The organism is Methylibium sp. (assembly GCF_035762065.1).
Lineage (GTDB): Bacteria > Pseudomonadota > Gammaproteobacteria > Burkholderiales > Burkholderiaceae_C > Methylibium.
Window position 1 is genome coordinate 198,943 of the sequence record NZ_DASTPW010000002.1, and the last position, 22,950, is coordinate 221,892.

General features: G+C 70.7%; 24 protein-coding genes. 16 read left to right on the top strand and 8 right to left on the bottom strand.

Annotated elements, in window-relative coordinates; translation table 11 throughout:
- The first annotated feature begins 35 nt into the window (after positions 1-35).
- The 11 genes from pufB (at position 36) to VFR90_RS01150 (ending at position 9,980) form a co-directional block, all read left to right on the top strand.
- A complete protein-coding gene (gene pufB / locus VFR90_RS01100) occupies positions 36-179 on the top strand; it encodes a light-harvesting antenna LH1, beta subunit (RefSeq protein WP_326404196.1) in 144 nt (47 codons plus the stop codon).
- A 29-nt stretch (positions 180-208) separates the two neighbouring features.
- Complete coding sequence (locus tag VFR90_RS01105; protein ID WP_326404069.1) at positions 209-433, top strand: hypothetical protein; 225 nt, start codon at positions 209-211, stop codon at positions 431-433.
- Between the two features lie 31 nt (positions 434-464).
- The gene (gene pufA, locus VFR90_RS01110) at positions 465-650 is read left to right on the top strand and encodes a light-harvesting antenna LH1, alpha subunit (protein ID WP_326404070.1); all 186 of its coding nucleotides are present in this window, start codon (positions 465-467) and stop codon (positions 648-650) included.
- Positions 651-798: 148 nt separating this feature from the next.
- Positions 799-1,638 (top strand): photosynthetic reaction center subunit L, encoded by an 840-nt coding sequence (gene pufL, locus VFR90_RS01115; RefSeq protein ID WP_326404071.1) that lies wholly within the window; start codon positions 799-801, stop codon positions 1,636-1,638.
- Between the two features lie 21 nt (positions 1,639-1,659).
- Positions 1,660-2,634, top strand: a complete 975-nt coding sequence (gene pufM, locus VFR90_RS01120) for a photosynthetic reaction center subunit M (RefSeq protein ID WP_326404072.1) — start codon at positions 1,660-1,662, stop codon at positions 2,632-2,634.
- Positions 2,634-4,049 (top strand): photosynthetic reaction center cytochrome PufC, encoded by a 1,416-nt coding sequence (gene pufC, locus VFR90_RS01125; protein WP_326404074.1) that lies wholly within the window; start codon positions 2,634-2,636, stop codon positions 4,047-4,049. The genes pufM and pufC overlap by 1 nt, the downstream gene beginning before the upstream one ends.
- 159 nt (positions 4,050-4,208) lie before the next feature.
- Positions 4,209-5,729 (top strand): acyl--CoA ligase, encoded by a 1,521-nt coding sequence (locus VFR90_RS01130; RefSeq protein ID WP_326404075.1) that lies wholly within the window; start codon positions 4,209-4,211, stop codon positions 5,727-5,729.
- A 42-nt stretch (positions 5,730-5,771) separates the two neighbouring features.
- Positions 5,772-6,767, top strand: a complete 996-nt coding sequence (locus VFR90_RS01135; RefSeq protein WP_326404076.1) for a Bug family tripartite tricarboxylate transporter substrate binding protein — start codon at positions 5,772-5,774, stop codon at positions 6,765-6,767.
- A 130-nt stretch (positions 6,768-6,897) separates the two neighbouring features.
- A complete protein-coding gene (locus VFR90_RS01140; RefSeq protein ID WP_326404077.1) occupies positions 6,898-7,398 on the top strand; it encodes a tripartite tricarboxylate transporter TctB family protein in 501 nt (166 codons plus the stop codon).
- Positions 7,399-7,432: 34 nt separating this feature from the next.
- Positions 7,433-8,938 carry a tripartite tricarboxylate transporter permease gene (locus VFR90_RS01145; RefSeq protein ID WP_326404078.1) on the top strand — a complete coding sequence of 502 codons (1,506 nt, stop codon included), beginning with the start codon at positions 7,433-7,435 and terminating at the stop codon, positions 8,936-8,938.
- A gap of 31 nt (positions 8,939-8,969) precedes the next feature.
- Complete coding sequence (locus tag VFR90_RS01150; protein WP_326404080.1) at positions 8,970-9,980, top strand: 2-dehydropantoate 2-reductase; 1,011 nt, start codon at positions 8,970-8,972, stop codon at positions 9,978-9,980.
- Between the two features lie 168 nt (positions 9,981-10,148).
- On the opposite strand, the gene VFR90_RS01155 is transcribed toward VFR90_RS01150, so the two are convergent.
- The 4 genes from VFR90_RS01155 to VFR90_RS01170 form a co-directional block, all read right to left on the bottom strand.
- Entirely contained in the window at positions 10,149-11,753 is a 1,605-nt protein-coding gene (locus VFR90_RS01155) for a serine/threonine-protein kinase (RefSeq protein WP_326404082.1), read from the bottom strand.
- A gap of 11 nt (positions 11,754-11,764) precedes the next feature.
- Complete coding sequence (locus tag VFR90_RS01160; protein ID WP_326404083.1) at positions 11,765-12,655, bottom strand: Tll0287-like domain-containing protein; 891 nt, start codon at positions 12,653-12,655, stop codon at positions 11,765-11,767.
- Between the two features lie 102 nt (positions 12,656-12,757).
- Complete coding sequence (locus tag VFR90_RS01165) at positions 12,758-13,522, bottom strand: fumarylacetoacetate hydrolase family protein (RefSeq protein WP_326404084.1); 765 nt, start codon at positions 13,520-13,522, stop codon at positions 12,758-12,760.
- 23 nt (positions 13,523-13,545) lie between these two features.
- Positions 13,546-14,712, bottom strand: a complete 1,167-nt coding sequence (locus tag VFR90_RS01170; protein WP_326404085.1) for a substrate-binding domain-containing protein — start codon at positions 14,710-14,712, stop codon at positions 13,546-13,548.
- Between the two features lie 97 nt (positions 14,713-14,809).
- On the opposite strand from VFR90_RS01170, the gene VFR90_RS01175 reads away from it, so the two are divergent.
- From VFR90_RS01175 to VFR90_RS01185, 3 genes are all read left to right on the top strand, one after another.
- Positions 14,810-15,529, top strand: a complete 720-nt coding sequence (locus tag VFR90_RS01175) for an ABC transporter permease (protein WP_326404197.1) — start codon at positions 14,810-14,812, stop codon at positions 15,527-15,529.
- Complete coding sequence (locus VFR90_RS01180; RefSeq protein WP_326404086.1) at positions 15,522-16,229, top strand: ABC transporter ATP-binding protein; 708 nt, start codon at positions 15,522-15,524, stop codon at positions 16,227-16,229. Before VFR90_RS01175 ends, VFR90_RS01180 begins: the two co-directional genes overlap by 8 nt.
- A gap of 126 nt (positions 16,230-16,355) precedes the next feature.
- On the top strand, positions 16,356-17,360 hold the full coding sequence (locus tag VFR90_RS01185) for an XdhC family protein (protein ID WP_326404087.1): 1,005 nt from the start codon (positions 16,356-16,358) through the stop codon (positions 17,358-17,360).
- 10 nt (positions 17,361-17,370) lie between these two features.
- On the opposite strand, the gene VFR90_RS01190 is transcribed toward VFR90_RS01185, so the two are convergent.
- Together VFR90_RS01190 and VFR90_RS01195 are read right to left on the bottom strand one after the other, a co-directional pair.
- On the bottom strand, positions 17,371-17,742 hold the full coding sequence (locus tag VFR90_RS01190) for a winged helix-turn-helix domain-containing protein (RefSeq protein WP_326404088.1): 372 nt from the start codon (positions 17,740-17,742) through the stop codon (positions 17,371-17,373).
- Positions 17,743-17,793: 51 nt separating this feature from the next.
- The gene (locus VFR90_RS01195) at positions 17,794-17,946 is read right to left on the bottom strand and encodes a hypothetical protein (RefSeq protein ID WP_326404090.1); all 153 of its coding nucleotides are present in this window, start codon (positions 17,944-17,946) and stop codon (positions 17,794-17,796) included.
- 11 nt (positions 17,947-17,957) lie between these two features.
- Between VFR90_RS01195 and VFR90_RS01200 the strand changes: the two genes are divergently transcribed.
- Entirely contained in the window at positions 17,958-18,809 is an 852-nt protein-coding gene (locus VFR90_RS01200) for an ABC transporter substrate-binding protein (RefSeq protein WP_326404092.1), read from the top strand.
- 31 nt (positions 18,810-18,840) lie between these two features.
- Here the strand turns inward: VFR90_RS01200 and VFR90_RS01205 are convergent, their stop codons facing one another.
- Positions 18,841-20,094 carry a GGDEF domain-containing protein gene (locus VFR90_RS01205; RefSeq protein WP_326404094.1) on the bottom strand — a complete coding sequence of 418 codons (1,254 nt, stop codon included), beginning with the start codon at positions 20,092-20,094 and terminating at the stop codon, positions 18,841-18,843.
- Between the two features lie 181 nt (positions 20,095-20,275).
- Here VFR90_RS01205 and VFR90_RS01210 point away from each other — a divergent pair, with 181 nt between their 5' ends.
- Entirely contained in the window at positions 20,276-21,088 is an 813-nt protein-coding gene (locus tag VFR90_RS01210) for a TIGR00266 family protein (RefSeq protein WP_326404095.1), read from the top strand.
- A 13-nt stretch (positions 21,089-21,101) separates the two neighbouring features.
- Here VFR90_RS01210 and VFR90_RS01215 read toward each other — a convergent pair whose 3' ends face one another.
- Positions 21,102-22,919, bottom strand: coding sequence for an aminopeptidase P family protein (locus tag VFR90_RS01215; RefSeq protein ID WP_326404096.1), 1,818 nt, complete (start codon positions 22,917-22,919; stop codon positions 21,102-21,104).
- Between the last annotated feature and the right edge of the window lie 31 nt (positions 22,920-22,950).

Consider the following 22,950-nt stretch of genomic DNA (forward strand, 5'->3'; position numbering starts at 1 on the left):
ACATGGCCGACAGGCCGATTGAAGGAGCAAGTCCTATGGAGAGAAAAGGCTCGATATCCGGCCTCACCGATGCCGAAGCCCAGGAGTTCCACAAATTCTGGGTGCAGGGGTTCATCGGGTTCACGGCCATCGCGGTGGTGGCGCACTTCCTGGTCTGGACCTGGCGCCCGTGGCTCTGAGGCTTTGAACTAGCAACCGAGGGCAAGACATGGCCTACCCGACGATCGATGCACTGAAGCAACCCGAGAACGGCGACTCGCTCGCCTACCGGGGGATCTTCTTGACGAGTTTCGCGGTGTTCCTCGTGGTCGCGTTGCTGGCCCAGGTCCTGACCTGGCACTGGCGCACGTGGCTGCCGGGCGCCGAGGGCGAGAAGTCTTTGATCGGTGGTGTGCGCTCGGCGGTCTACACCGTGATGTCCCACCTCAGTTGACGCACCCAACCAACCGAAGGAGAACGCAAACATGTGGCGTATCTGGCGACTGTTCGACCCGCTTCGTGCGATGGTCATCCAAGGCATCTTCCTGTTCGCGCTCGCAGTGATGATTCATCTCGTCCTGCTCAGCACGAACCGGTTCAACTGGCTCGACGGCGGCAAATCGGCCGCCGCCGCGTCCAGCGCGATGCCGGCAGCGACGCCCGCGAAATAGCGCGGCGTCCAGCGGCCGGGCCCTCGGGCTCGGCCGGAGCACACCGGAGGCCGTCCAAACGGCGGCCTTCGATGTGCCTTCAGAACACATCCGGCCGGCAGCGAACCGCCCTTGAGGCTTCGATGCCGCCCCACCGGAGGAGACGGTCATGGCCGTGTTGAGTTTCGAACGCAAGTACCGAGTGCGTGGCGGCACGCTGGTCGGGGGCGATCTGTTCGACTTCTGGGTCGGGCCGTTCTACGTCGGCTTTTTCGGCGTCACCACCATCTTCTTCACCTTGCTCGGCACCGCGCTGATCCTCTGGGGCGCCTCCCAAGGGCCGACCTGGAACGTCTGGCAGATCAACATCGCGCCGCCCGACCTCAAGTACGGGCTGGGGATGGCGCCGCTTCTTGAAGGCGGGCTCTGGCAGCTGATCACGGTGTGCGCGATCGGCGCCTTCGTATCGTGGGCGCTGCGCGAGGTGGAGATCTGCCGCAAGCTCGGCATGGGCTACCACGTGCCCTTCGCCTTCGGCGTCGCGATCTTCGCGTACGTGTCGCTGGTGGTGATCCGCCCGGTGCTGATGGGCGCCTGGGGCCACGGCTTCCCCTACGGGATCATGAGTCACCTCGACTGGGTCTCGAACACCGGCTACCAGTACCTGCACTTCCACTACAACCCGGCGCACATGCTGGCGGTGAGCTTCTTCTTCACCACCTGCCTCGCGCTTTCGCTGCACGGCGCGCTGGTGCTTTCGGCGACCAACCCCGGCAAGGGCGAAGTGGTCAAGACGCCGGAGCACGAGGACACCTTCTTCCGCGACACGATCGGCTACTCGATCGGCACGCTGGGCATTCACCGCCTTGGCTTGTTCCTCGCCCTCTCGTCGGGCTTCTGGAGCGCGGTATGCATCGTGATCAGCGGGCCCTTCTGGACCCGCGGTTGGCCGGAGTGGTGGGGCTGGTGGCTCAACCTGCCGATCTGGTCCCAGTGGCCTTTGCAGTAAGCGCGCAGCGAGGAGACATCCATGGCCGAGTACCAGAACCTCTTCACGCAGCTCCAGGTCGTCGGGCCGGTGCACGACGGCGTGCCGCTGCCCCCCGGCAACTCGCCGCGCAGCGGGCAGCCCTTCCTCTCGCATCTCGCCGGGCGCATCGGCAACGCGCAGATCGGGCCGATCTACCTCGGCTCGCTCGGGCTCGCGTCGGCGATCTTCTTCACGTTGGCTTTCGTGATCACCGGGCTCAACATGCTGGCCTCGGTGGACTGGAACGTCATCCAGTTCGTGCGGCAGCTGTTCTGGCTGGCGCTCGAGCCGCCGGCGGCCGGCAACGGCCTGGGCCTCGCGCCGTTGAACGCGGGCGGCTGGTGGCAGATCGCCGGGCTGTTCCTCACGATCTCGGTGCTGCTCTGGTGGGCGCGCATGTACACCCGCGCACGCCAGCTCGGCATGGGCACGCACGTGGCCTGGGCCTTCGCCGCGGCGATCTGGCTGATGCTGGTGCTGGGGCTGATCCGGCCGGTGCTGATGGGCACCTGGGGCGAGTCGGTGCCGTTCGGGATCTTCCCGCACCTCGACTGGACCGCGGCGTTCTCGATCCGCTACGGCAACCTCTTCTACAACCCGTTCCACATGCTCAGCATCGTCTTCCTGTACGGGTCGGCGCTGTTGTTCGCGATGCACGGGGCGACCATCCTCGCGGTCAGCCGCTTCGGCGGCGAACGCGAGATCGAGCAGATCGTCGACCGCGGCACGGCCAGCGAGCGCGCCGCGCTGTTCTGGCGCTGGACGATGGGCTTCAACGCGACGATGGAATCGATCCACCGCTATGCCTGGTGGTTTGCGGTGCTGTGCCCGCTGACCGGTGGCATCGGCATCCTGCTCACCGGCACAGTGGTGGACAACTGGTATCTGTGGGCGGTGAAGCACGGCGTCGCGCCCTCGTACCCCTCGGTGTTCCCGCCGGTCATTGATCCCGCCACCCTGCCAGGAGGCCAGTGATGAAGAAGCGTCTCGACAAAACCAGCGCGTTCTCGCGCTCGACGCCCTGGCTGTTCCTCGCGGCCGCCGCGCTGATGCTGCTGGCCGGCTGCGGCGAGCGGCCGCCGATCGAGGCTGTGCAGCACGGCTACCGCGGCACCGGCATGGACCAGATCTACAACCCGCGCATCCTCGCGAGCCAGGCCGCGCTGAACGAGGCGCCGGAAGCGCTGCCGCAGGTGCCGGCCGACGGTCCGAAGGCGCGCGACGTCTACAAGAACGTGCAGGTGCTGGGCGACCTGAGCGTCGCGCAGTTCACCCGCAACATGACGGCGATCACCAACTGGGTCTCGCCGGACCAGGGCTGTGCTTACTGCCACAACCTCGCGAACCTGGCCGACGACAGCAAGTACGCCAAGGTGGTCGCGCGCCGCATGCTGCAGATGACGCAGCACGTGAACGCCGACTGGCAGAAGCACGTCGGCCAAACCGGCGTCACCTGCTACACCTGCCACCGCGGCCAGCCGGTGCCGACGCAGGCCTGGTACGCGCAGCCGCCCGAGCGCACCGCCACGCGCGGCATGGTCGGCTATCGCGGCGAGCAGAACCTCGCGTCGCCGCAGGTCGGGCTGACGTCGCTGCCCGAGGATCCGTTCTCCGCGATGCTGCTGAAGGCCGACGAGATCCGCGTCGTCGGCCCCACCGCGCTGCCCACCGGCAACCGGCAGTCGACCAAGCAGGCCGAGTGGACCTACGGCTTGATGATGCACATGTCGAGCTCGCTCGGCGTGAACTGCACCTACTGCCACAACTCCCGCTCGTTCCAGACTTGGGACACCAGCACGCCGCAGCGCACGACGGCGTGGTACGGCATCCGCATGGCGCGCGATCTGAATCAGAACTACGTCGTGCCGCTCACCGACCAGATCCCGGCGGCGCACAAGGGCCCCACCGGCGACATCGGCAAGGTCGGCTGCGGCACTTGCCATCAGGGCGCCTACAAGCCGCTCTACGGTGCGCAGATGGCGAAGGACTATCCGGAGCTGCTGACCCTGAGCGGCGGGGCGGTGGCGCCGACCGCGCCGGTCACCTCGGGCCTGCCGCCGCCGGTGGCCGAGCCGAAATTCGCTTTGATGTACTTCGCGACCGGCTCCTCGACGCTCCAAGCTCCGCAGGCGCAGTCGATGACGCAGCTGATCGACGCGATGAAGGCCGACGCGAACCTGAAGGCTACGATCTCCGGCTTCCACTCCGCCAGCGGCGGCGCCGACCTCAATGCCGAGCTGGCCAAGCAGCGCGCGTTCACCGTGCGCGACAGCCTGCTCGGCGCCGGCATCGCGACCGAGCGGGTCGCCCTGGCCAAGCCGGTCGAGATGCAGGCCAACGGCGGCGGCGAGGACCCTTCAGCCCGGCGCGTCGAAGTCAAGGTTCAGTAGCGCGAGCGCTCGATCGCCCGCCTGCGCAACAGCGCGGGCGGGGGCCTCGCCGCACGGTGGCGTCCGGCATCCGCATTCGGCGTTTCCCTTCCGTGCAGGTCGCAAGCGGGCTGCTATAACCCGCGCCTCGTTTCGCAGTGCGGTTGCAGTACGACCACCATGTCCACCTTGAAGACCTTGTTCGGCGCCGGCGCCGAGGCCGCTCCCGCGATCGCAGCGCCCGGACGCGCAGCCCTGACGCACGGCGGCCTGCGCAAGTTGGTCGACAAGACCCTGGCAAGCCTGAATGCGATGGGCGTCGGCCGCAACGACCGCGTCGCGATCGTGCTGAACAACGGTCCCGAAATGGCGAGCTGCTTTATCGCCTGCGCATCCGGCACCACCAGCGCGCCGCTCAACCCGGCCTACCGCGCCGACGAGTTCGAGTTCTACCTTTCCGATCTGAAGGCCAAGCTGCTGATCGTCGAGCAGGGCAGCACCTCGCCGGCGATCGGCGTGGCCGAGCAGCTGGGGGTCCGCGTCGCCGATCTGGTGGTGCCGGCCGGCGCCTCGGCCGGCGAATTCGAACTGCGCGCCCGCGACGGCAAGTCCTCGACGGCAGCGGCCCGGGGCGGCTACGGCGAGCCCGGCGACATCGGCATGGTGCTGCACACCTCGGGCACCACCTCGCGGCCGAAGATCGTGCCGCTGTCAGTGGGCAACCTGTTCGCCTCGGCGAACAACATCCGCACGACGCTCGCGTTCGCCGCGAACGATTGCGGCCTGAACATCATGCCGCTGTTCCACATCCACGGCCTCATCGCCGGAGTGCTGGCGCCGCTTTCGGCCGGCTCGCAGGTGTTCTGCACCCCGGGATTCAACGCGCTGAAGTTCTTCGCGTGGATGGAGGAAGCCAAGCCCACCTGGTACACCGCGGTGCCGACGATGCACCAGGCGATCCTGCAGCGCGCGAAGGGCAATCTCGAGGTGATCGCGCGGCATCCGCTGCGCTTCCTGCGCTCGTCGTCGTCGTCGATGCCGACGCAGGTGATCAAGGAGCTCGAGGAAGTCTTCAAGGCGCCGCTGATCGAGGCCTATGGCATGACCGAGGCGACGCACCAGATGGCGAGCAACCCGCTGCCGCCTGCGGCGCGCAAGCCCGGTGCGGTCGGGCTGCCGGCGGGGCCGGAGGTGGAGATCATGGGCGAGGACGGCTCGCTGCTGGCTGCCGGCCAAGTCGGCGAGATCGTGATCCGCGGCGCCAACGTGACCGCCGGCTACGAGAACAACGAGAAGGCGAATGCCGAGGGTTTCCGCAACGGCTGGTTCCGCACCGGCGATCAAGGCTCCAAGGACGCCGACGGCTACCTGAGCCTGACCGGCCGGCTGAAGGAAATCATCAACCGCGGCGGCGAGAAGGTGAGCCCGCGCGAAATCGACGAACTGCTGATGGACCACCCGGCGGTCGGCCAGTGCGTGGTGTTCGGCATGCCGCATCCGAAGCTCGGCGAGGAGGTCGCCGCGGTCGTCGTCCTCAAGGAAGGCGCGAGCGCGACCGAGCGCGAGATCCAGGATTTCGTCGCCAAGCGCGCGGCCGACTACAAGGTGCCGAAGAAGATCCTCTTCATGGACGAGATCCCGAAGGGCGCGACCGGCAAGCTGCAACGCATCGGCCTCGCGCAAAAGCTCGGCCTCGGCTGAAGCGCGCCGCATTCCACCCATCTTCCACGCTAGGAGCACGCCATGGGCATCACACGCAATCTGCTGGCGGCAAGCGCCGTCGCCTCGGTGTTGGCGGCCGCCCCGGCGGCGGCCTGGGAGCCGACGAAGCCGATCGAGTTCGTCGTGCCCGCGGGCACCGGCGGCGGGGCCGATCAGATGGCGCGCTTCATCCAGGGCGTGGTCGCGAAGAACAACCTGAGCAAGCAGCCCATCGTCGTCGTCAACCGCTCCGGCGGTGCCGGCGCCGAGGGCTTCCTCGACGTGAAGAACGACAAGGGCAATCCGCACAAGATCGTCATCACGCTCTCGAACCTGTTCACCACGCCGCTGGCGACCGGCGTGCCCTTCAACTGGCGCGACCTCACGCCGGTGCAGATGCTCGCGCTCGACCAGTTCGTTCTGTGGGTCAACGAGGAGTCTCCGCACAAGACCGCGAAGGCCTACCTGGATGCGGTGAAGGCCCAGCCCGACAAGAGCTTCAAGATGGGCGGCACCGGCTCGAAGCAGGAAGACCAGATCATCACCGTGCTGCTCGAGAAGGCGGCGGCCAAGAAGATCACCTACATCCCGTTCAAGGGCGGCGGCGACGTGGCGGTGCAGCTGGTCGGCAAGCACGTCGATTCGACGGTCAACAACCCGATCGAGGCCGAAAGCCACTGGCGCGCCGGCAAGCTGCGCCCGCTGTGCGTCTTCGACAAGCAGCCGATGCCCTACAAGGCCAAGCTGACCGCGACGCAAAGCTGGAGCGACATCCCGACCTGCACCTCGGCCGGCGTGCCGGTCGACTACGTGATGCTGCGCGGCATCTTCATGCCGCCGGGCGTGAAGCCGGACGAGGTCGCGTACTACACCGAGCTGTTCAAAAAGGTGCGCGCGCTGCCGGAGTGGAAAGACTTCATGGAGAAGGGCGCGTTCAACACCACCGCGCTTGCAGGGGCTGAGTTCTCCGACTGGCTCGGCAAGAACGAACAGGCGCATCGCGTGCTGATGAAGGAAGCCGGCTTCCTGGCGAATTAGGTCCACCCCCGTTGCGGCTTCGCCGCTCCCCCTCGAGGGGGCGCCGCTGGCGGACCGGCCAAGCCGGATCCGCGGCGGCTGCTGGAGGGGCTGGTTCGAAGCGCTCGGCTTGACGGGATGAGGTGGTTCAATGAGTGATTCAGACGGCAGCGCAAGCATCGGCACCCGCTGGCCCGAGACTGCAGTCGCGCTGCTGCTGCTCGCGCTCGGCGCGCTGGTGATCGCCGACAGCCTGCGCGTGGGCATCGGCTGGGCCGACGACGGGCCGCGCTCGGGCTACTTCCCTTTCTACATCGGCCTCGGGCTCGTGCTGTCGTCGGCGAGCGTGCTGTTCGGCGTGGTGCGGCGCTGGCGCCAGGCCGACGAGGCCTTCGCCGAGAAATCGCAGCTCGCGCTGGTGATCGCGGTGCTGGTGCCGATCGCGGTCTACGTGTTCGGCGTCGCGACGCTGGGCATCTATCTCGCGTCGCTGCTGCTGATCGCCTACTTCATGAAGCGCCACGGCCGCTACGGCTTTGCCGCGACGGCGAGCGTGTCGATCGGCGTGCCGGTCTTCTTCTTCCTGGTCTTCGAGCGCTGGTTCCTGGTGCCGCTGCCCAAGGGTTTCATCGAACGCGCGCTCGGCTTCTGAGCCGCACCCGGGTTCTCAACGCGGCAGGCAGTCCATGGAAGAACTCGGCAACCTGATCCACGGTTTCGGCGTCGCGCTGACGCTGCCCAACCTCGGCTTCATGCTCGTCGGCATCACGCTCGGCGTGCTGATCGGCGTGCTGCCGGGGCTCGGCGGTGCGAACGGCATCGCGATCCTGCTTCCGCTGACCTTCAGCATGAATCCCACCTCGGCGATCATCATGCTGAGCTGCATCTATTGGGGTGCGCTGTTCGGCGGGGCGATCACCTCGATCCTGTTCAACATCCCCGGCGAGCCGTGGAGCGTCGCGACCACCTTTGACGGCTACCCGATGGCCCAGCAGGGCCGTGCCGCGCAGGCGCTGACCGCCGCCTTCACCTCCAGCTTCGTCGGCGCGCTGTTCGCGGTGGCACTGATCACCTTCCTCGCGCCGCTGCTGGCGAAGTTCGCGCTGAAGTTCGGGCCGGCCGAGTTCTTCGCGGTGCAGCTGCTGACCTTCTGCAGCTTCGTCGGTATGAGCAAGGAGCCGCCGGCGAAGGTGATCGCTTCGATGATGCTGGGCTTCGCGCTCGCGGCCGTGGGCCTCGACAGCGTCACCGGCAACCTGCGCATGACCTTCGGCGTGCCCGAGCTGCTGAAAGGCTTCGACTTCCTGATCGCGGTCATCGGCCTGTTCGGCATCGGCGAGATCCTGCTGACGATGGAAGAGGGGCTCGCGTTCAAGGGCAAGAGCGCCAAGATCGACCCGAAGGTGGTGTGGACCACATGGAAGGAACTGCCGCGCTACTGGTGGACCTTCGTGCGCTCGACGGCCGTCGGCTGCTGGATGGGCATCACGCCCGGCGGCGCGACGCCCGCGTCGTTCATGAGCTACGGCATCGCGCAGCGCTCGCACAAGGATCCGCAGAGCTTCGGCAAGGGGCAGATCGAAGGCGTCGTCGCGCCCGAGACCGCGGCGCATGCGGCCGGCACCTCGGCGCTGCTGCCGATGCTCACGCTCGGCATCCCGGGCTCGCCGACGGCGGCGGTGCTGCTCGGCGGCCTGCTGATCTGGGGCCTGCAGCCGGGGCCGATGCTGTTCGTCGAGCAGAAGGACTTCGTCTGGGGCCTGATCGCCTCGATGTACCTCGGCAACATCGTCGGCTTGCTGGTGGTGCTGACGACGGTGCCGTTCTGGGCGGCGATCCTGCGCATCCCGTTCTCGGTGATCGCGCCGGTGATCATCGTGATCTGCGCGATCGGCGCGTACACGGTGCACCAGTCGATGTTCGACGTCTGGCTGATGCTGGGCTTCGGCGTGGTCGGCTACCTGTTCAAGAAGCTCAAGTACCCGCTCGCGCCGCTGGTGCTGGCGCTCGTGCTCGGCGACATGGCCGAGGCCAGCTTCCGCCAGGCGATGCTGCTGAGCCAGGGGAGTCTTTCGATCTTCTGGAGCAACGGCCTGGTCGGCTCGATCGTCGCGCTGGCCTTGGCGATGCTGCTGTGGCCGCTGCTCGGCAAGCTGCGCGAGACGCTCAAGGCCCAGGAGCGCGCCGCATGAGCACCGCTGGGCGAGCGCGCAGGAGCGCGCAATGAAGCTCGCGATCGTCGGCGCCGGCGCGATCGGCGGCCTGCTCGGCGCGCGGCTCGCGCATGCCGGCGAAGACGTCACCTTCGTCGCGCGCAACAAGAACCTGGCGGCGATCCGCGCCAACGGCTTCAAGCTGATCCTGGAGGACGGCAGCACGCTGCACGCACCGACCGCGAAGGCGGTGCAGGACCCCGCCGAAGCCGGGCCCCAGGACGCGGTGCTGCTCACCGTGAAGGCGCATCAGGTAAAGGACCTGCTGCCGGCGATGCGTGGCCTGTTCGGCCCCGAGACCGCGGTCGTCACGATGATCAACGGACTGCCCTGGTGGTACTTCCACAAGCTCGCCGGCCCCTACGAAGGCCGGCAGCTCGAGAGCGTCGATCCGGGCGGCGTGATCGCCGCGCACATCGAGCCGGAGCGGGTGATCGGAAGCGTCGTCTACCCGGCGGCCGAACTCGTCGAGCCCGGCGTGGTGAAGGTGATCGAGGGCAACCGGTTCACGCTCGGCGAGCCCGACGGCACGCGCAGCCCGCGCATCGAAGCCTTGTCGAAGGCGATGATCTCGGCCGGCTTCAAGAGCCCCGTCGCCAAGGACATCCGTGGCGAGATCTGGGTCAAGCTATGGGGCAACCTGTGCTTCAACCCGATCAGCGCGCTGACGCACGCGACGCTCGAGGACATCTGCCGCTTCGGCCCCACGCGGGAGCTCGCGGTGGCGATGATGAGCGAGGCCAAGACGGTGGCCGAGAAGCTCGGCGTGCAATTCAAGATCAGCATCGAACAGCGCATCGCGGGCGCCGAGGCGATCGGCGCGCACAAGACCTCGATGCTGCAGGACGTCGAAGCCGGCCGCGCGCTCGAACTCGAAGCGCTGCTGGGCAGCGTCGTGGAGCTGGGCCGCATCACCGGGACGCCGACGCCGACGCTCGACGCGATCTGCGCGGCGACGCGGCTGCTGGGCAAGACGTTGAAGAACAGCGGCTCGCGCTTGGCGCTCGCACCGGCACTCTGAGGCTCGGCGCATCGCCGGGCCGCAGCCCGCTTCGGGCCGCTCGGACGCAAGGCCCCTCGTACCTGCCGCAAGGGCCGCGGGTCACAGGAGACGCGCTCCGAGCCGCCGTGCGCCAGCGCCCAGCAGGCTCGCGTGCGGAGCCTCGAGCGGCGCTTGGGGCCGCCGGCATCACGCCAGCCGCTGCAGCGCCTTCAGCAGGCCGCGCCGATCGATGCAGCCCTCGGCTTCGTCGGCAAGCGCGAGGAAGAAGCCATCGCGATCGCCGCGCCGCGCCAGCGCGCGCTGCATCAGCAGCGCCGCGACCGGGCCGAGGTGGGCGGTGAGCAGCGCCTGCGCACGCTCGATCGTCGCGGGCCACAGCACGACGAGGGTCGCGGCATCCTCCAGCAGCGGCGGCTCGTGGCGCGGCAAGGGTTGCGGCGCGGGCGCCGCCGCGGCGGGGTTCGGTGCGCGGCGCACCGCCTCTTCGCGAGCGAGCCGCTGCCGCACCGCGGCGAAGAAGGCCTGCTGCTCCTGCGCGCTCAAGCCTTCGGCGGCGAGGCTGTGCATCAGCGTCGGCAGGTCGGCGCAGCCGGCCGCGGTGCGTGGCACGAGCACGCGCGCGATCGGGCCGAGCGCGTCGATCAGCGCGTCCTCGATGGCGCCGAGCAGCGCCGGCGGCCAGCGCGGGCCCGCGCTGCCGGTGTTCGCCGGTGCGCTCGGGTGCGTTGCCTCGGCCGCGGGCATCGCCCCGCGCGGGCGGGGCGCCGCAGCGCTGCGCACGACGACCAGCCGCTGCGCCCGCGACGGCGCGCCGCGTGACCCGGCCGCCGCACCGGGCGCGGTGCCGCCGTCCCCGATCCACGCCTGACGTGCCGGCGTGAGCCTGAGCCTGCGGCTCACCGGACGCATCGCGACGCCGAGCAGCGCGTCGCGCAGTTCGAGCGCGGTCGCGTAGCGGTCGCCGGGCCGGCGCGCGAGCGCCTTGAGCACCACCGCGTCGAAGGCCGGGTTGCCCGGGCCGCGGCCGTCGTGCGACTGCGATGCCGGCGGCGGATCGCGATGCATCACCTGGAACATCACCTCCGACGCCGAGCCGGCGAAAGGCGGCGCGCCGCTCAACAACTGGTGCAGCAGCACGCCGCAGGAAAAGATGTCGACGCGCCGATCGGGCGCCACGCCCGCGTAGCGCTCGGGCGCGATGTAGCCGGGCGATCCGACCAGCAGCTCGGTGTGCGGCGAGGCCGGCAGCAAGGCCGTCGACGCGAGCCGCGCGATCCCGAAGTCGGTGACCTTCACGCAGCCGTCGGCGGTGAGCATCAGATTGCCCGGCTTGATGTCGCGATGCCACACGCCCTGCTCGTGCGCGTGGTGCAGCGCTTCGAGCAGCTGCACCGCGATGCTTAGCACCTCGTCCTCGCTCAGCGGTCCGCTCGCGGCGAGGAAGCGCGAGAGCGTCAGCCCGCGCACGAACTCCATCGCGATGAAGGCGCAGCGGTCGTCCTCGCCGTATTCGTAGACCGGAACGATCCCCGGGTGCGACAGCCGGCCCGCGGCTTGCGCCTCGTTGCGGAAGCGGTCGGTGACCGAGAGGTCCGACGCCGGATCGCGCAGCAGGTGCGGGTGGATCGCCTTCACCGCCACCGGCCGCTGCAGCAGCGGATCGATGCCCTGGTAGACGGTGCCCATCGCGCCAACGCCGACGATGCCGAGCAGCTCGTACTTGCCGAGCCGCGCCGGGTGCAGCGCGCCGAGGCTCGGGCGCGCGGTGCCGGCTTGCAGGACGGCGGCCACGGTCGCCTCGCTCAGGCCGGGCTCGCGGCGAGCATCTTCATCGCCTGCGCGAGGCTCTTGCGCATGCGCACGAAGGAGCGCGCGAGGACGCTGATCTCGTCGTCGCCGAAGTCGCTCGCGCTGGAGAAGGCGGGCGCCGAGGCATCGCCGCGGCTGACCCGATCGGCCAGCGCCGAAAGCTCCGCGACCGGCTGCACGACGAAGCGCCACAGCAGCAGGTTCAGCGCGACGGCGATCGCGGCGAACACCACCGTCAGCAGCGCCATGAACGTGAGCCAAGCGCTCTTCGCGCGCGCCAGCGGCACCGCCATCGGCACCGAGACGAGCTGGGCGCCGACGATCTCGCCCTCGTGCCAGCCGAAGCCGTTGGCAGGGCCGTAGCGCGCGACCATCGGCGCCGGCGCCGCATCGACCGTGCTGTGGCAGCGCAGGCAGGCGGCATCGGCGATGCGGATCGGCCGCGCGACGTAGAGCGAGCGGCCGCTGGGCGTGTCGCGCTCGCCCACGAACTCCTTGCCCGCGCCCGACTTCTTGAACCCGGCGATCAGGTCGGCTTCCCATTCGACCGCGCGGTCGCGCGGATTGGTCGGGTTCAGCGTCGCTTCCTTGTAGCTGTAGTCGGGGTAGACCTTCGCGAGCTTGCCCAGCACCTCGGTCGCCGAATACGCCGGCACCGACTGCGGCAGGAAGGCGTTGCGCATCTGCGCTTCGAGCAGCGGCGCGATCTGGCTCGAGGTGTAGGCGCGCACCGCGGTCGCCTTCTCCATCATGAAGCGCGCGTGCTGCAGCACCTCGTCCTGCGCGTGGCGGGTGAGCAGCCCGCGCGTCACGCTGCCGGTCGCCAGCAGCCCGACGGCGAAGACCGCCGCGAACACCAGGTTGAACTTGAGCATCAGCTTCATCGCATGCACCTCGCAGGCATGGATTCAGCTTAGTGGCGGGCCTTGCGCGCCCCCTCGGTTGAACGACGGAGCGCAACGCCTCGTTCGGGGGAGGGCGCCGCCTCAACCGAAGGTGTTGCTCAGCGTGCCCAGGCCGTCGATCTCGACTTCGACCGTGCTGCCCGGCTTCATCGGCAGCACGCCGAGCGAAGTGCCGCAGAGGATCACGTCGCCGGGTTCGAGCGTCATGTCGTGCGACAGGCGCGAGACCAGCTCGGCCGGGCCGAACAGCATGTCGGCGAGCGGGTAGTTCTGCCGCTCGCGGCCGGCGACGCGGGTGCGCAGCGTCGCGGCGGAGGGATCGAAGGCGGTGTCGACGACGGGGCCGATCGCGCCGAAGCCGTCGAAGCTTTTCGCGCGCGCCCATTGCGCGAAGCTGGCGTCGCGGTGGAGCAGCTCGATCGCGGTCACGTCGTTCGCGCAGGCGTAGCCGAAGACGTGCGCTGATGCGTCCTCGACCGACACCCGCTGCGCGCGCCGGCCGATCACGATCGCGAGCTCGCCTTCGTAGGCGATGCGGCCCGCGTCGGCCGGCGGCGCGGGGATCGCCTGGCCGTGCGCCGCCAGGCTGCTGGTCGCCTTCAGGAAGTACAGCGGCTCGGCCGGCCGCGCCCAGCCGTTCTTGTCGGCCAGTGCGCCGAAGTTGTTCCACAGGCCGATCACCTTGGCCGGCACGCAGGGCACGAGCCATTCGATCGCGGCGAGCGCGAGGCGCGCGCCGGTGGCCCGCGGGCTGTCGAACATCGAGCCCTCGTGCACTTCGACGGCGTCGCCGGCCAGCGTGCCGAAACCGATCGCACCTTCGTGCCTGAACCGCAACCACTTCATCGTTCGCTCCTTCGCTTCGGGATTCATCGCGGCCGCGGGTAGGACCACCACGGCAGCACCTTGGTCAACGCGAGCACCGCGCCGGGCTCGGTCGCGCGGTAGCCGGGCAGCGCCGCGAGCGCCTGCGCCCAAGCCGCCGAGCCGAGCAGCGCGATCAACCGGCGCATCGCGGGCTCGTCGAGCGCGCTTTTCAGCGCGACCAGGAAGTAGCGCTCGCGCGCGATCGCGACGAAGCCCAGCCCCGCAGCACGCGCCGCCGCTTCGAGCCCGAAGGCCGCGTCGGCCGCGCCGCTCGCGACCGCCTGCGCGCAGGCCGCATGCGAGGGCTCGACCAGCGCCCAGCGTGCCGGCAGCGCGAGCCCGGCGCGCTGCGCCAGCTCGTCGAGCAGCACGCGCGTGCCGGTGCCCGCGGCGCGCCCGGCGACGCGCAGGCCGGGGCGCAGCAGGTCGGCAAGCGAGCCAAGCGCGAGCGGGTTGCCTGGCGCGAGCATCAAGCCCTGGCTGCGCTCGGCGAAGCCGATCAGCTTGTGGCGCCCCGGCTTGAGCCGGGCACGCCACGCCCTCGCGCTCGGCGAGCCGCGCACGGCGCCGTCGATCACGTGGAAGCCGGCGAGCATCGCGCGGCCGGCGTCGAGCGCGTCGAGCGCCGCGGTGCTGCTCGCGAACGTCAGGTCCAGGTGCAGCTGCTCGGCGAGCGCCAGCTCGCGCAGGCGCGGCAACGCCTCGTCGTGGCTCGCGCACATCGAAAGCACGTCGACCCGATCGTCGAAGGCATCGGCGAAGGCGCGCTCCAGTTCCATGCGCAGGCCCTCGATCTGCGGCGCGAGCCGCGCCTGCGCGCGCTTCTCGGCCCACAGCAGCTTCTCGCCGAAGGGAGCGAGCGCCGCATGGCGGCCCTTGCCCCAGTGGATCAGCTCGCGGCCCAGCACCTGCTCCCAGCGGCGCAGCTCGCCCCAGGCGTGGCGGTAGGACATGTCGAGCCGCGCCGCAGCCGCCGAGATCGAGCCGCCCGCACGCACCGCGTCGAGCAGTGCGAGCAGCGGGTGATGCACCGGGCCTGCGCCCGCCGTGCCGGCCGGCACCAGTTCGTAGGTCAAGGCGACGCGCTGGGGCGGCCGGTCGCGCTCCGGCGCCTTCGCGGCGACGCGATCGGTGGGTTCGCGCGCCTGCGCATCCGCGTGCCGCTTCATTACCATGCGCCCGGCCCTCGCAGGAGGGCTTTTCCTTCGGCGCCGCAGTGTGCCGCAGCGGGCCTGCGGACCGAGCCGCATGCGCGACGCCCTCGAGATGAACGCCTTCACCGAAAGCCTGCAGGCCGCCTTCGGCCTGATCGTGCATGCCGATCTGCAACTGCTGCGGGTGGTCGGCCTGTCGCTGGCCGTCAGCGGCAGCGCCTGCCTGATCGCCGCCGGTTTCGGGCTTGCCGCCGGCGCGGCGCTCGCCGTGCTGCGCTTTCCGGGCCGGCGCTCGATGCTCGTGGTGCTGAACACGCTGCTCGCGCTGCCGTCGGTCGTCGTCGGGCTGGTGGTCTACCTGCTGCTGTCGCGCTCCGGGCCGCTGGGCAGCTGGGGCCTGTTGTTCACGCCGGGCGCGATGGTGATCGCGCAGACGGTGCTCGTCGTGCCGGTGGTCGCCGCGCTGACGCGCGAGGCGATCGCCGCGAGCTGGAAGCAGCACGGCGAGCAGCTGCGCTCGCTTGGCGCCGGCCGCGGGGTCGCGGCCGCGCTGCTGCTGTGGGACGAGCGGCTCGCGCTGCTGACGGTGCTGCTCGCCGCCTTCGGCCGCGCCATCTCGGAGGTGGGCGCGGTGATGATCGTCGGCGGCAACATCGACGGCCACACCCGCGTGATGACCACCGCGATCGCGCTCGAGACCAGCAAGGGCGACCTGCCGCTGGCGCTCGCGCTGGGCATCGTGCTGCTGGGCGTCGTGCTGCTGCTCAATGCGCTGATCGCCGCGGTGCGCTGGTGGGCGACGCATCGCGATCGCGGAGCGGCCCATGGCTGAGCCGGCGCTGATCGAGCTCGACCGCGTCGGCCTGCGCTACGGCGCGCACACCGCGCTGCGCGAGGTGAGCCTGGCGGTGGCGCGCGGCGAGCGCATCGCGCTGGTCGGCGCCAACGGCTCGGGCAAGAGCAGCCTGCTGCGCGTGCTGCACGGGCTGCTCGCGCCGAGCGCAGGCCGGCGTGCGCAGCGCGACGCCGGGCTGCGCATCGCGATGCTGTTCCAGCGGCCCTTCCTGCTGCGGCTTTCAGTGCGGGCCAACCTGCGGCTGGGGCTCTGGCTGCACGGCGTGCACGGCGCCGCGGCCGCCGCGCGCTGCGCCGAGGCGCTGCAGCGCGTCGGCCTGCAAGCCGAGGCGAGGCGGCCGGCGCGTGCGCTGTCGGGCGGCCAGCAACAGCGGCTCGCGCTCGCCCGCGCCTGGGCGCTGCGACCCGACGTGCTGCTGCTCGACGAGCCGACCGCCAGCCTTGACCCGACCGCGAAGCGCGAGGTCGAAGCGCTGCTCGCGGAGTTCGCCAAGCAGGGCCTGACGCTGATCGTCGCCTCGCACAACCTCGGCCAGGTCAAGCGGCTCGCGAGCCGCGTGATCTACCTCGAACACGGCCGCGTGCTCGCCGACGTGCCGGCCGCGCGCTTTTTCGACGGCCACGCCGGGCTGCCGCGCGAAGCGCAGCTGTTCGTGCGCGGCGAGCTGCCCTGGTAGCGGCGCCGACGCGGACTGCGGCGCTCAGCCGATCCAAGCGCCCGGCGCGCTAGGGGATTGCGCGCGCTGGCGCGCGGCGCGCGGGCGCTGCACGATCATCGCGGCCTCACGACGATCCGCGCAGGCATGGACAACGTCGATCTGCAAGTCTTGAAGGCGGTGCGCGACTGGCGCGCCGCGGGGCATCGCGTGGTGCTGGGCACCGTCACGCGCACCTGGGGCTCGGCACCGCGGCCGGTGGGCGCGCTGGTCGCGCTGCGCGACGACGGGCAGATGGCCGGCTCCGTGTCGGGCGGCTGCATCGAGGACGACCTGGTCGCGCGGGTGCGTGCCGGCGAGCGCGCGGCCGAGCCGGTGCAGATCGTGCGCTACGGCGTCGCCGGCGACGAGGCCGCGCGCTTCGGCCTGCCATGTGGCGGCACGATCGAGCTGGTGATGGAGACCGTGAGCGAGGCCAGCGCGATCGACGCGCTGCTCGCGCGGCTCGAACGCGGCGAGCGGGTGCGCCGGCGGCTCGACCGGGCCAGCGGCGCGGTCGAGCTGAGCGAAGCGCGCGAAGCCGATGCGCTGCGGCTCGACGCCGAGGTGCTCGTCAGCGTGCATGGCCCGAGCTGGCGGCTGCTGATCATCGGCGCCGGGCAGCTGACGCAGTACCTCGCCAGCATGGCGCTCGCGCTCGACTATGAGGTGCTGGTCTGCGACCCGCGCGAGGAGCACGCCGCCACCTGGGCGCTGCCCGGCGTCAAGCGCGCCGAAGGCATGCCCGACGACGCGGTGACGGCACTGCGGCCCGATGCGCACACCGCCGTCATCGCGCTCAGCCACGACCCGAAGCTCGACGACCTCGCGCTGATCGAGGCGCTGCAAGGCCCGGCCTTCTACGTCGGCGCGATCGGCTCGCACACGAACCAGCGCAAGCGGCGCGAGCGGCTCGAAGAGCACTTCGGGCTGAGCGCCGCGCAGCTCGACCGGCTGCACGGCCCGGTCGGCCTGAAGAACGGCGCGCGCACGCCGCCCGAGCTGGCGGTGAGCATCCTCGCGGAACTGACCGCGGCGCGTCACGGCTACCGGATCCCCGCGCCCGTGCCGCTGGCCGGGCTGCCGGCCGCCGAGCCGGGCTGCGCCGCCTGAGCGCGGCGGCTCAGTCGCGCAGGATCCGCACCTCGATGCGCGCGACGTTGCGCACGTGGCGCGGTCCGCTGCGCAGCGACTCGATCTGCAGCGCCAGGTCTTCGGGATGCAGCAGCGCGAGGCCGCGATCGGTGAGCGTCGAGCCTTCGCCGCGCACCCAGGTGAAGAGGCCGCAACCCAGCTGCTCCTCGGCGTCGCGCAGCAGCCCCCGGACGTGGCGGTAGGACTGCCGCAGGCTCTTGGCCGCCGCCTGGATCGAGCCGCCCCGATGCACCGCGCGCAGCACCGCGATCCGCGGATGGGTCAACGTGCGACGCGGCTCGCCGGGACGCTCGAAGCGGTAGTGCAGGTCGATCGAGAAGCCGGTGCGCCGCGGAGCCATGCGGTCGATGCCGCCAGCGCCTCGGAGCCGCGGCGATATGCAGGCGCGGCCCTATCGGCAAGCGGCCGCGCCTTCACCAGAATCGCGCGCCACCGCCACCGCCACCGCCACCACCACCGCCACCGCCACCGCCACCGCCACCGCCACCGCCACCGCCACCGCCGCGCGGCGCGCGGCGCGCCCCGCAGCCGCCTTGCTGGCCACCCACCGACGCCATGAACGACATCCAAGATCGCCGCTCGCTGCTTCGCTTCCTGCTTTGCTGTGCCGCCGCGCTCGCCGCGTTGGCTGGCACCACGGCTTCGTCGGCGCAGGACAAGTCGATCGTGATGGCCTCGACCACCTCGACCGAGCAGTCGGGCCTGTTCGCGCACCTGCTGCCGGCGTTCAAGAAGGCCAGCGGCATCGACGTGAAGGTGGTCGCGCTCGGCACCGGCCAGGCGCTCGACATGGGCCGGCGCGGCGATGCGGACGTGCTGTTCGTGCATGACCAGGCCGCCGAGGAGAAGTTCGTCGCCGAAGGCCACGGCCTGAAGCGCTCGGCGGTCATGTACAACGACTTCGTGCTGATCGGGCCGAAGGCCGATTCCGCGGGCGTCAAGGGCAAGGACATCGTCGCTGCGCTCGCCGGGCTCGCCAGGCAGGGCAGCAGCTTCGTCTCGCGCGGCGACAAGAGCGGCACGCACGCGGCCGAACTGCGCTACTGGAAGGCCGCCGGCATCGAAGCGCCCAAGGCCGTGTTCGCGGCTTACCAGGAGTGCGGCTGCGGCATGGGGCCGGCGCTGAACATCGCCGCGTCGAGCAGCGCCTACGTGCTGGCCGACCGCGGTACCTGGCTCAGCTTCAAGAACCGCGCCGAGCTCGCGGTGCTGGTCGAAGGCGACAAGCGGCTGTTCAACCAGTACGGCGTGATCGTGGTCGATCCGGCCAAGCACCCTCATACGAAGACCGCGCTCGCGCAGAGCTTCGCCGACTGGGTCGTGTCGCCGGAGGGGCAGGCGACGATCGCGAGCTACCAGATCGGCGGCCAGCAGCTGTTCTTCCCGAACGCCGGCCTGGCCAAGTAGGCCGGCGCAGCCGGTCCGGGCCGGGGCCGACTCAGACCGGCGCGAGCGGATCGAGCCCGAGCGCCTTGCTTTCGCCGAACACGGTGTGGCGGCCGTGCATGCCGGCCGGCACCGCGCGGCGCCGGCCTTGGCGCTTGGCCTCGTAGAGCGCGGCATCGGCGCGGCGCTGCGCGGCGTCCATCGGCTCGCCCGGTTCGAGCTGCACCACGCCGAAGCTCAGCGAGAGCGACAGCGCGCCCGCTCCGTGCTGCGCGTCGAGCCGGCGCGTGATGCGGTCGGCGATCTGCAGCGCGTGATCGACGGTTGCGCCGGGCAGCAGCAGCATGAACTCGTCGCCGCCGATGCGGCCGAGCACGTCGCGCGTGCGCAGCGTCTCGCGCGCACAGCGCGCCACGACGCGCAGCGCCTCGTCTCCGGCGGCGTGGCCGTGGGTGTCGTTGATGAGCTTGAAGTGGTCGATGTCGAACAGCATCAGCACCGTCGGCACCGCCGCGGCGTGGCCGACGATGCGCTGGGCAAGCTCCTCGACGCGGCGGCGGTTCGGCACCTGGGTGAGCATGTCGATGTCGGCGAGCTCGCGCAGCTGGCGCTGCGTCTCGTGCAGGTCCTCGACGGTGCGCTCGTGCGTCAGCACCAGGCACAGGTAGGCGGCGCACAGCATGCCGACGATCTGCGGCAGCACCACGCCCACGCTGAGCAGCGGATGGCCGACGACCGAGCCCGGCTGCGCGAAGAACATCACCCACACGAGCCGCAGCGCGGGCACGGAGCCGGCCAGCAGCAGGACGCCGATCATCATGCGCAGCGCGGTGCCGCTGCGCGCGCGCACCAGCCAGGCCATCACCACGCATGCATGGAGGTGCAACACCAGCATGCCCAGCACGAAGGCGATCAGGCGGATCGAATCGGGCACGTGGTTGGCCCACAGGGCCAGCCACACGCCGAAGCAGGCGGTGAACACCAGCGCATCGGTCGTGCGGGTGCCGAGCTGGGCATCGCGCACGTGGAAACGACGAACGCCCAGCAGCACCAGCATCGGCCAGCTCATGAGCAGCAGACCGCCGGGAACGGCGGCGAGCGGCCACTGCGGACGCAGGCTCATGAAGACCGTGCCAAGCGGCGCGACCGCCATCGCGAAGGTCCATGCCCAGTAGCCGCGGTAGACGCGATGGGTGGCGCCGAACAGGGCCATCACGATCGCGATGCTGAACATCACGGCGACCGACACGACGAGCAGTGTCGGCACGTGGATCCAGGCGTCGGCGGGGAGGGCTCGGGGGTCCAAGGGGGTCTCGGCGGAGACGATCGGCGCCCGGACGCACAGCCTGTGGACCGCGGCCGGGCGATTGTGGAAGAAGCCGTGCCACGCCGGAAGTGACATCTCCCCGCTTCGATACCATCGCCGCGCGCCGGCTTGTGAACAAACGCAAGCCGGTTTCGTCAAGCAAGCGATACAGGAGGCCGTGATGGCGATGGACGTGGTGGATTACGAGATCCGGGGCGCCGAGATGCAGTTCGTCGAGGTCGAACTCGACCCGGGCGAGGCAGCCATCGGGGAGGCCGGCAGCATGATGTTCATGGACGCCGCGATCGGCATGGACACGGTGTTCGGCGACGGCTCGGCGAACCAGGGCGGCCTGTTCGGCAAGCTGCTCGGGGCGGGCAAGCGGCTGGTCACCGGCGAATCGCTGTTCACCACCGTCTACACGAACCAGGGTCAGGGCAAGCAGCGCGTCGCCTTCGCCGCGCCCTACCCGGGCAAGATCCTGCCGATGGACCTGAAGGCGCTCGGCGGCACGCTGATCTGCCAGAAGGACGCCTTCCTCTGCGCGGCCAAGGGCGTCGCGCTCGGCATCGCCTTCCAGCGCAAGCTCGGCGTCGGCTTCTTCGGCGGCGAGGGCTTCATCATGCAGAAGCTCGACGGCGACGGCCTTGCCTTCGTGCATGCCGGCGGCACGGTGCTCAAGCGCGAACTGGCGGCCGGCCAGACGCTGCTGGTGGACACCGGCTGCGTCGTGGCCTACATGCCGAGCGTGGACTTCGAGATCCAGTACGTCGGCAAGATCAAGACGGCGCTGTTCGGCGGCGAAGGCCTGTTCTTCGCCAAGCTCACCGGCCCCGGCACCGTGTGGCTGCAGAGCCTGCCGTTCTCGCGGCTGGCCTCGCGCGTGTTCGCGGCAGCACCGCAGCGCGGCGGCTCGCGCGAGGAGGGTGGCGTGCTCGGCGGGTTGGTGGGCGGCGGCTTGCTCGGCGGGATCCTCGGCGGCGACGACGAGTAGCGGCGTCGCTCGCCTACAGCGACCGCGTCCGCGCCTCCAGCCAGTCGCGCGCCCCGCCCCGCACCAGCGGCGCCAGCCGCTGGCGCACCGTCGCGTGGTAGGCGTCGAGCCAGGCGACTTCGTCGTCGCGCAGCAGCGAGCGCTCGATGCAGCGCGTGTCGATCGGGCACAGGCTCAGCGTCTCGAAGGCGAGGAACTCGCCGAAGCCGTCGGCCGGCGCCGGCACGTTGAGCACCAGGTTCTCGATGCGCACACCCCAGCGGCCGGGGCGGTAGAGGCCGGGCTCGATGCTGGTGATCATGCCGGGCTGCATCGCCGTCTCGGGAGCCGGGAGCGCGCGGCTGATCGTCTGCGGGCCCTCGTGCACGTTGAGGAAATAGCCGACCCCGTGGCCGGTGCCGTGGCCGAAGTCGAGGCTTTCGGCCCACAGCGGCGCGCGCGCGATCGCGTCGAGCATCGGCCCCGGCGTGCCGCGCGGGAAGCGCATGCGGCTCAGCGCGATCGTGCCCTTCAGGACCAGCGTGTAGTCGCGCTTCATCTCGGCGGTCGGCGAGCCGATCGGCCACACGCGCGTGATGTCGGTGGTGCCGCCGAGGTACTGGCCGCCGGAGTCGATCAGCAGCAGCCCCTCGGCCGCGAGCGCGTCGGCGCGCGAGATCACCGCATGCGCGTCGGCGCTCGCCCGGTAGTGGGGCAGCGCGCCGTTGGCGTTGAAGCCGGCGATCACCGGGAAGCTCAGGCTGACGAAGTCCGGCTGCTTCGCGCGTTCGGCGCTCAGCCGTTCGGCCACCGTCAGTTCGGTGATCGCTTCGCGGCCGAGCGCCGCTTCGAACCAGGCATAGAACGCGCACATCGCGGCGCCGTCACGCGCCATCGCCTCGCGGACGAAGGCGGCCTCGGCGTCGGTCTTGCGGCTCTTGGCGAGCGTGCTGGGGTTGATCGCCTCGACCAGCCTTGCCGCCGGCGGCACCGCCTGGCGCAGGCCGAGCGTGATGCGCTTCGGATCGATCAGCAGCGTCGCCTCGCGCGGCAGCGCGGCGAGCGCCGCCGCGGCTTCGGCGTAGGACCGCACAGCCACGCCGTCGCGCGCGAGCGTCGCCACCAGGCTGGCGTCGAGCTTCGAAGGATCGACGAACAGCGTCAGCGTCTGCATCGAAAGCAGCGCGTGGCCGAGGAAGACCGGGTTGTAGTCGACGTCCGCGCCGCGCAGGTTGGTGAGCCAGGCGAGGTCGTCGAGCGTCGAGATCCAGTGATGCGTCGCGCCGCGCTCGGCCATCGCAGCGCGCAGCTGCGCGAGCTTGTCGGCGCGTGCCGTCGCGGCGTGCGGCGCACGGTGCTCGTAGATCGCCGCGGCGGGCAGCGCCGGCCGCTCGGGCCAGGCGGCGGCCAGCGGGTCGGCGTCGGTCAAGAGCTTCACCCCGGCGGCGTCCATCGCGCGCTTGAGCGCGGTGTGCGCGTCGAGCGCCAGCACCGCCGCATCGACCGCGAGCGTCTGGCCCGGCCGCAGCTGCTCGGCCAGCCAGGGCAGATGGCCGCTGGCGCCGACGCTCGCCAGCTTCACCAGCTCGATGCCGCTGCCGGCGAGCTGCGATTCGGCCTGTGACCAGTAGCGGCTGTCGGCGAACAGCGCCGCGCGGTCGGCCAGCACGACGAGCGTCGCGACCGAGCCGGTGAAGCCCGAGAACCATTCGCGGCCCTGCCAGTGCGCCGGCAGGTACTCGGACAGGTGCGGATCGCTCGAGGGCAGCAGCACGGCGTCGTGGCCGGCGGCGCGCATCGCCTCGCGCAGGCGGTCGAGCCGCAGTCGGATCGGCGAGGTGCGGGTATCCATGGCGGGGCTCCCTGTGGCCGGCGGGTCGCGC

Bases quoted from the DNA above. Each gene is read 5' to 3' on its own strand.
- pufB (WP_326404196.1), top strand. From the start codon at position 36: ATGGAGAGAAAAGGCTCGATATCCGGCCTCACCGATGCCGAAGCCCAG.
- VFR90_RS01105 (WP_326404069.1), top strand. From the start codon at position 209: ATGGCCTACCCGACGATCGATGCACTGAAGCAACCCGAGAACGGCGAC.
- pufA (WP_326404070.1), top strand. From the start codon at position 465: ATGTGGCGTATCTGGCGACTGTTCGACCCGCTTCGTGCGATGGTCATC.
- pufL (WP_326404071.1), top strand. From the start codon at position 799: ATGGCCGTGTTGAGTTTCGAACGCAAGTACCGAGTGCGTGGCGGCACG.
- pufM (WP_326404072.1), top strand. From the start codon at position 1,660: ATGGCCGAGTACCAGAACCTCTTCACGCAGCTCCAGGTCGTCGGGCCG.
- pufC (WP_326404074.1), top strand. From the start codon at position 2,634: ATGAAGAAGCGTCTCGACAAAACCAGCGCGTTCTCGCGCTCGACGCCC.
- VFR90_RS01130 (WP_326404075.1), top strand. From the start codon at position 4,209: ATGTCCACCTTGAAGACCTTGTTCGGCGCCGGCGCCGAGGCCGCTCCC.
- VFR90_RS01135 (WP_326404076.1), top strand. From the start codon at position 5,772: ATGGGCATCACACGCAATCTGCTGGCGGCAAGCGCCGTCGCCTCGGTG.
- VFR90_RS01140 (WP_326404077.1), top strand. From the start codon at position 6,898: ATGAGTGATTCAGACGGCAGCGCAAGCATCGGCACCCGCTGGCCCGAG.
- VFR90_RS01145 (WP_326404078.1), top strand. From the start codon at position 7,433: ATGGAAGAACTCGGCAACCTGATCCACGGTTTCGGCGTCGCGCTGACG.
- VFR90_RS01150 (WP_326404080.1), top strand. From the start codon at position 8,970: ATGAAGCTCGCGATCGTCGGCGCCGGCGCGATCGGCGGCCTGCTCGGC.
- VFR90_RS01160 (WP_326404083.1), bottom strand. From the start codon at position 12,655: ATGAAGCTGATGCTCAAGTTCAACCTGGTGTTCGCGGCGGTCTTCGCC.
- VFR90_RS01165 (WP_326404084.1), bottom strand. From the start codon at position 13,522: ATGAAGTGGTTGCGGTTCAGGCACGAAGGTGCGATCGGTTTCGGCACG.
- VFR90_RS01170 (WP_326404085.1), bottom strand. From the start codon at position 14,712: ATGAAGCGGCACGCGGATGCGCAGGCGCGCGAACCCACCGATCGCGTC.
- VFR90_RS01175 (WP_326404197.1), top strand. From the start codon at position 14,810: ATGAACGCCTTCACCGAAAGCCTGCAGGCCGCCTTCGGCCTGATCGTG.
- VFR90_RS01180 (WP_326404086.1), top strand. From the start codon at position 15,522: ATGGCTGAGCCGGCGCTGATCGAGCTCGACCGCGTCGGCCTGCGCTAC.
- VFR90_RS01185 (WP_326404087.1), top strand. From the start codon at position 16,356: ATGGACAACGTCGATCTGCAAGTCTTGAAGGCGGTGCGCGACTGGCGC.
- VFR90_RS01190 (WP_326404088.1), bottom strand. From the start codon at position 17,742: ATGGCTCCGCGGCGCACCGGCTTCTCGATCGACCTGCACTACCGCTTC.
- VFR90_RS01200 (WP_326404092.1), top strand. From the start codon at position 17,958: ATGAACGACATCCAAGATCGCCGCTCGCTGCTTCGCTTCCTGCTTTGC.
- VFR90_RS01210 (WP_326404095.1), top strand. From the start codon at position 20,276: ATGGCGATGGACGTGGTGGATTACGAGATCCGGGGCGCCGAGATGCAG.
- VFR90_RS01215 (WP_326404096.1), bottom strand. From the start codon at position 22,919: ATGGATACCCGCACCTCGCCGATCCGACTGCGGCTCGACCGCCTGCGC.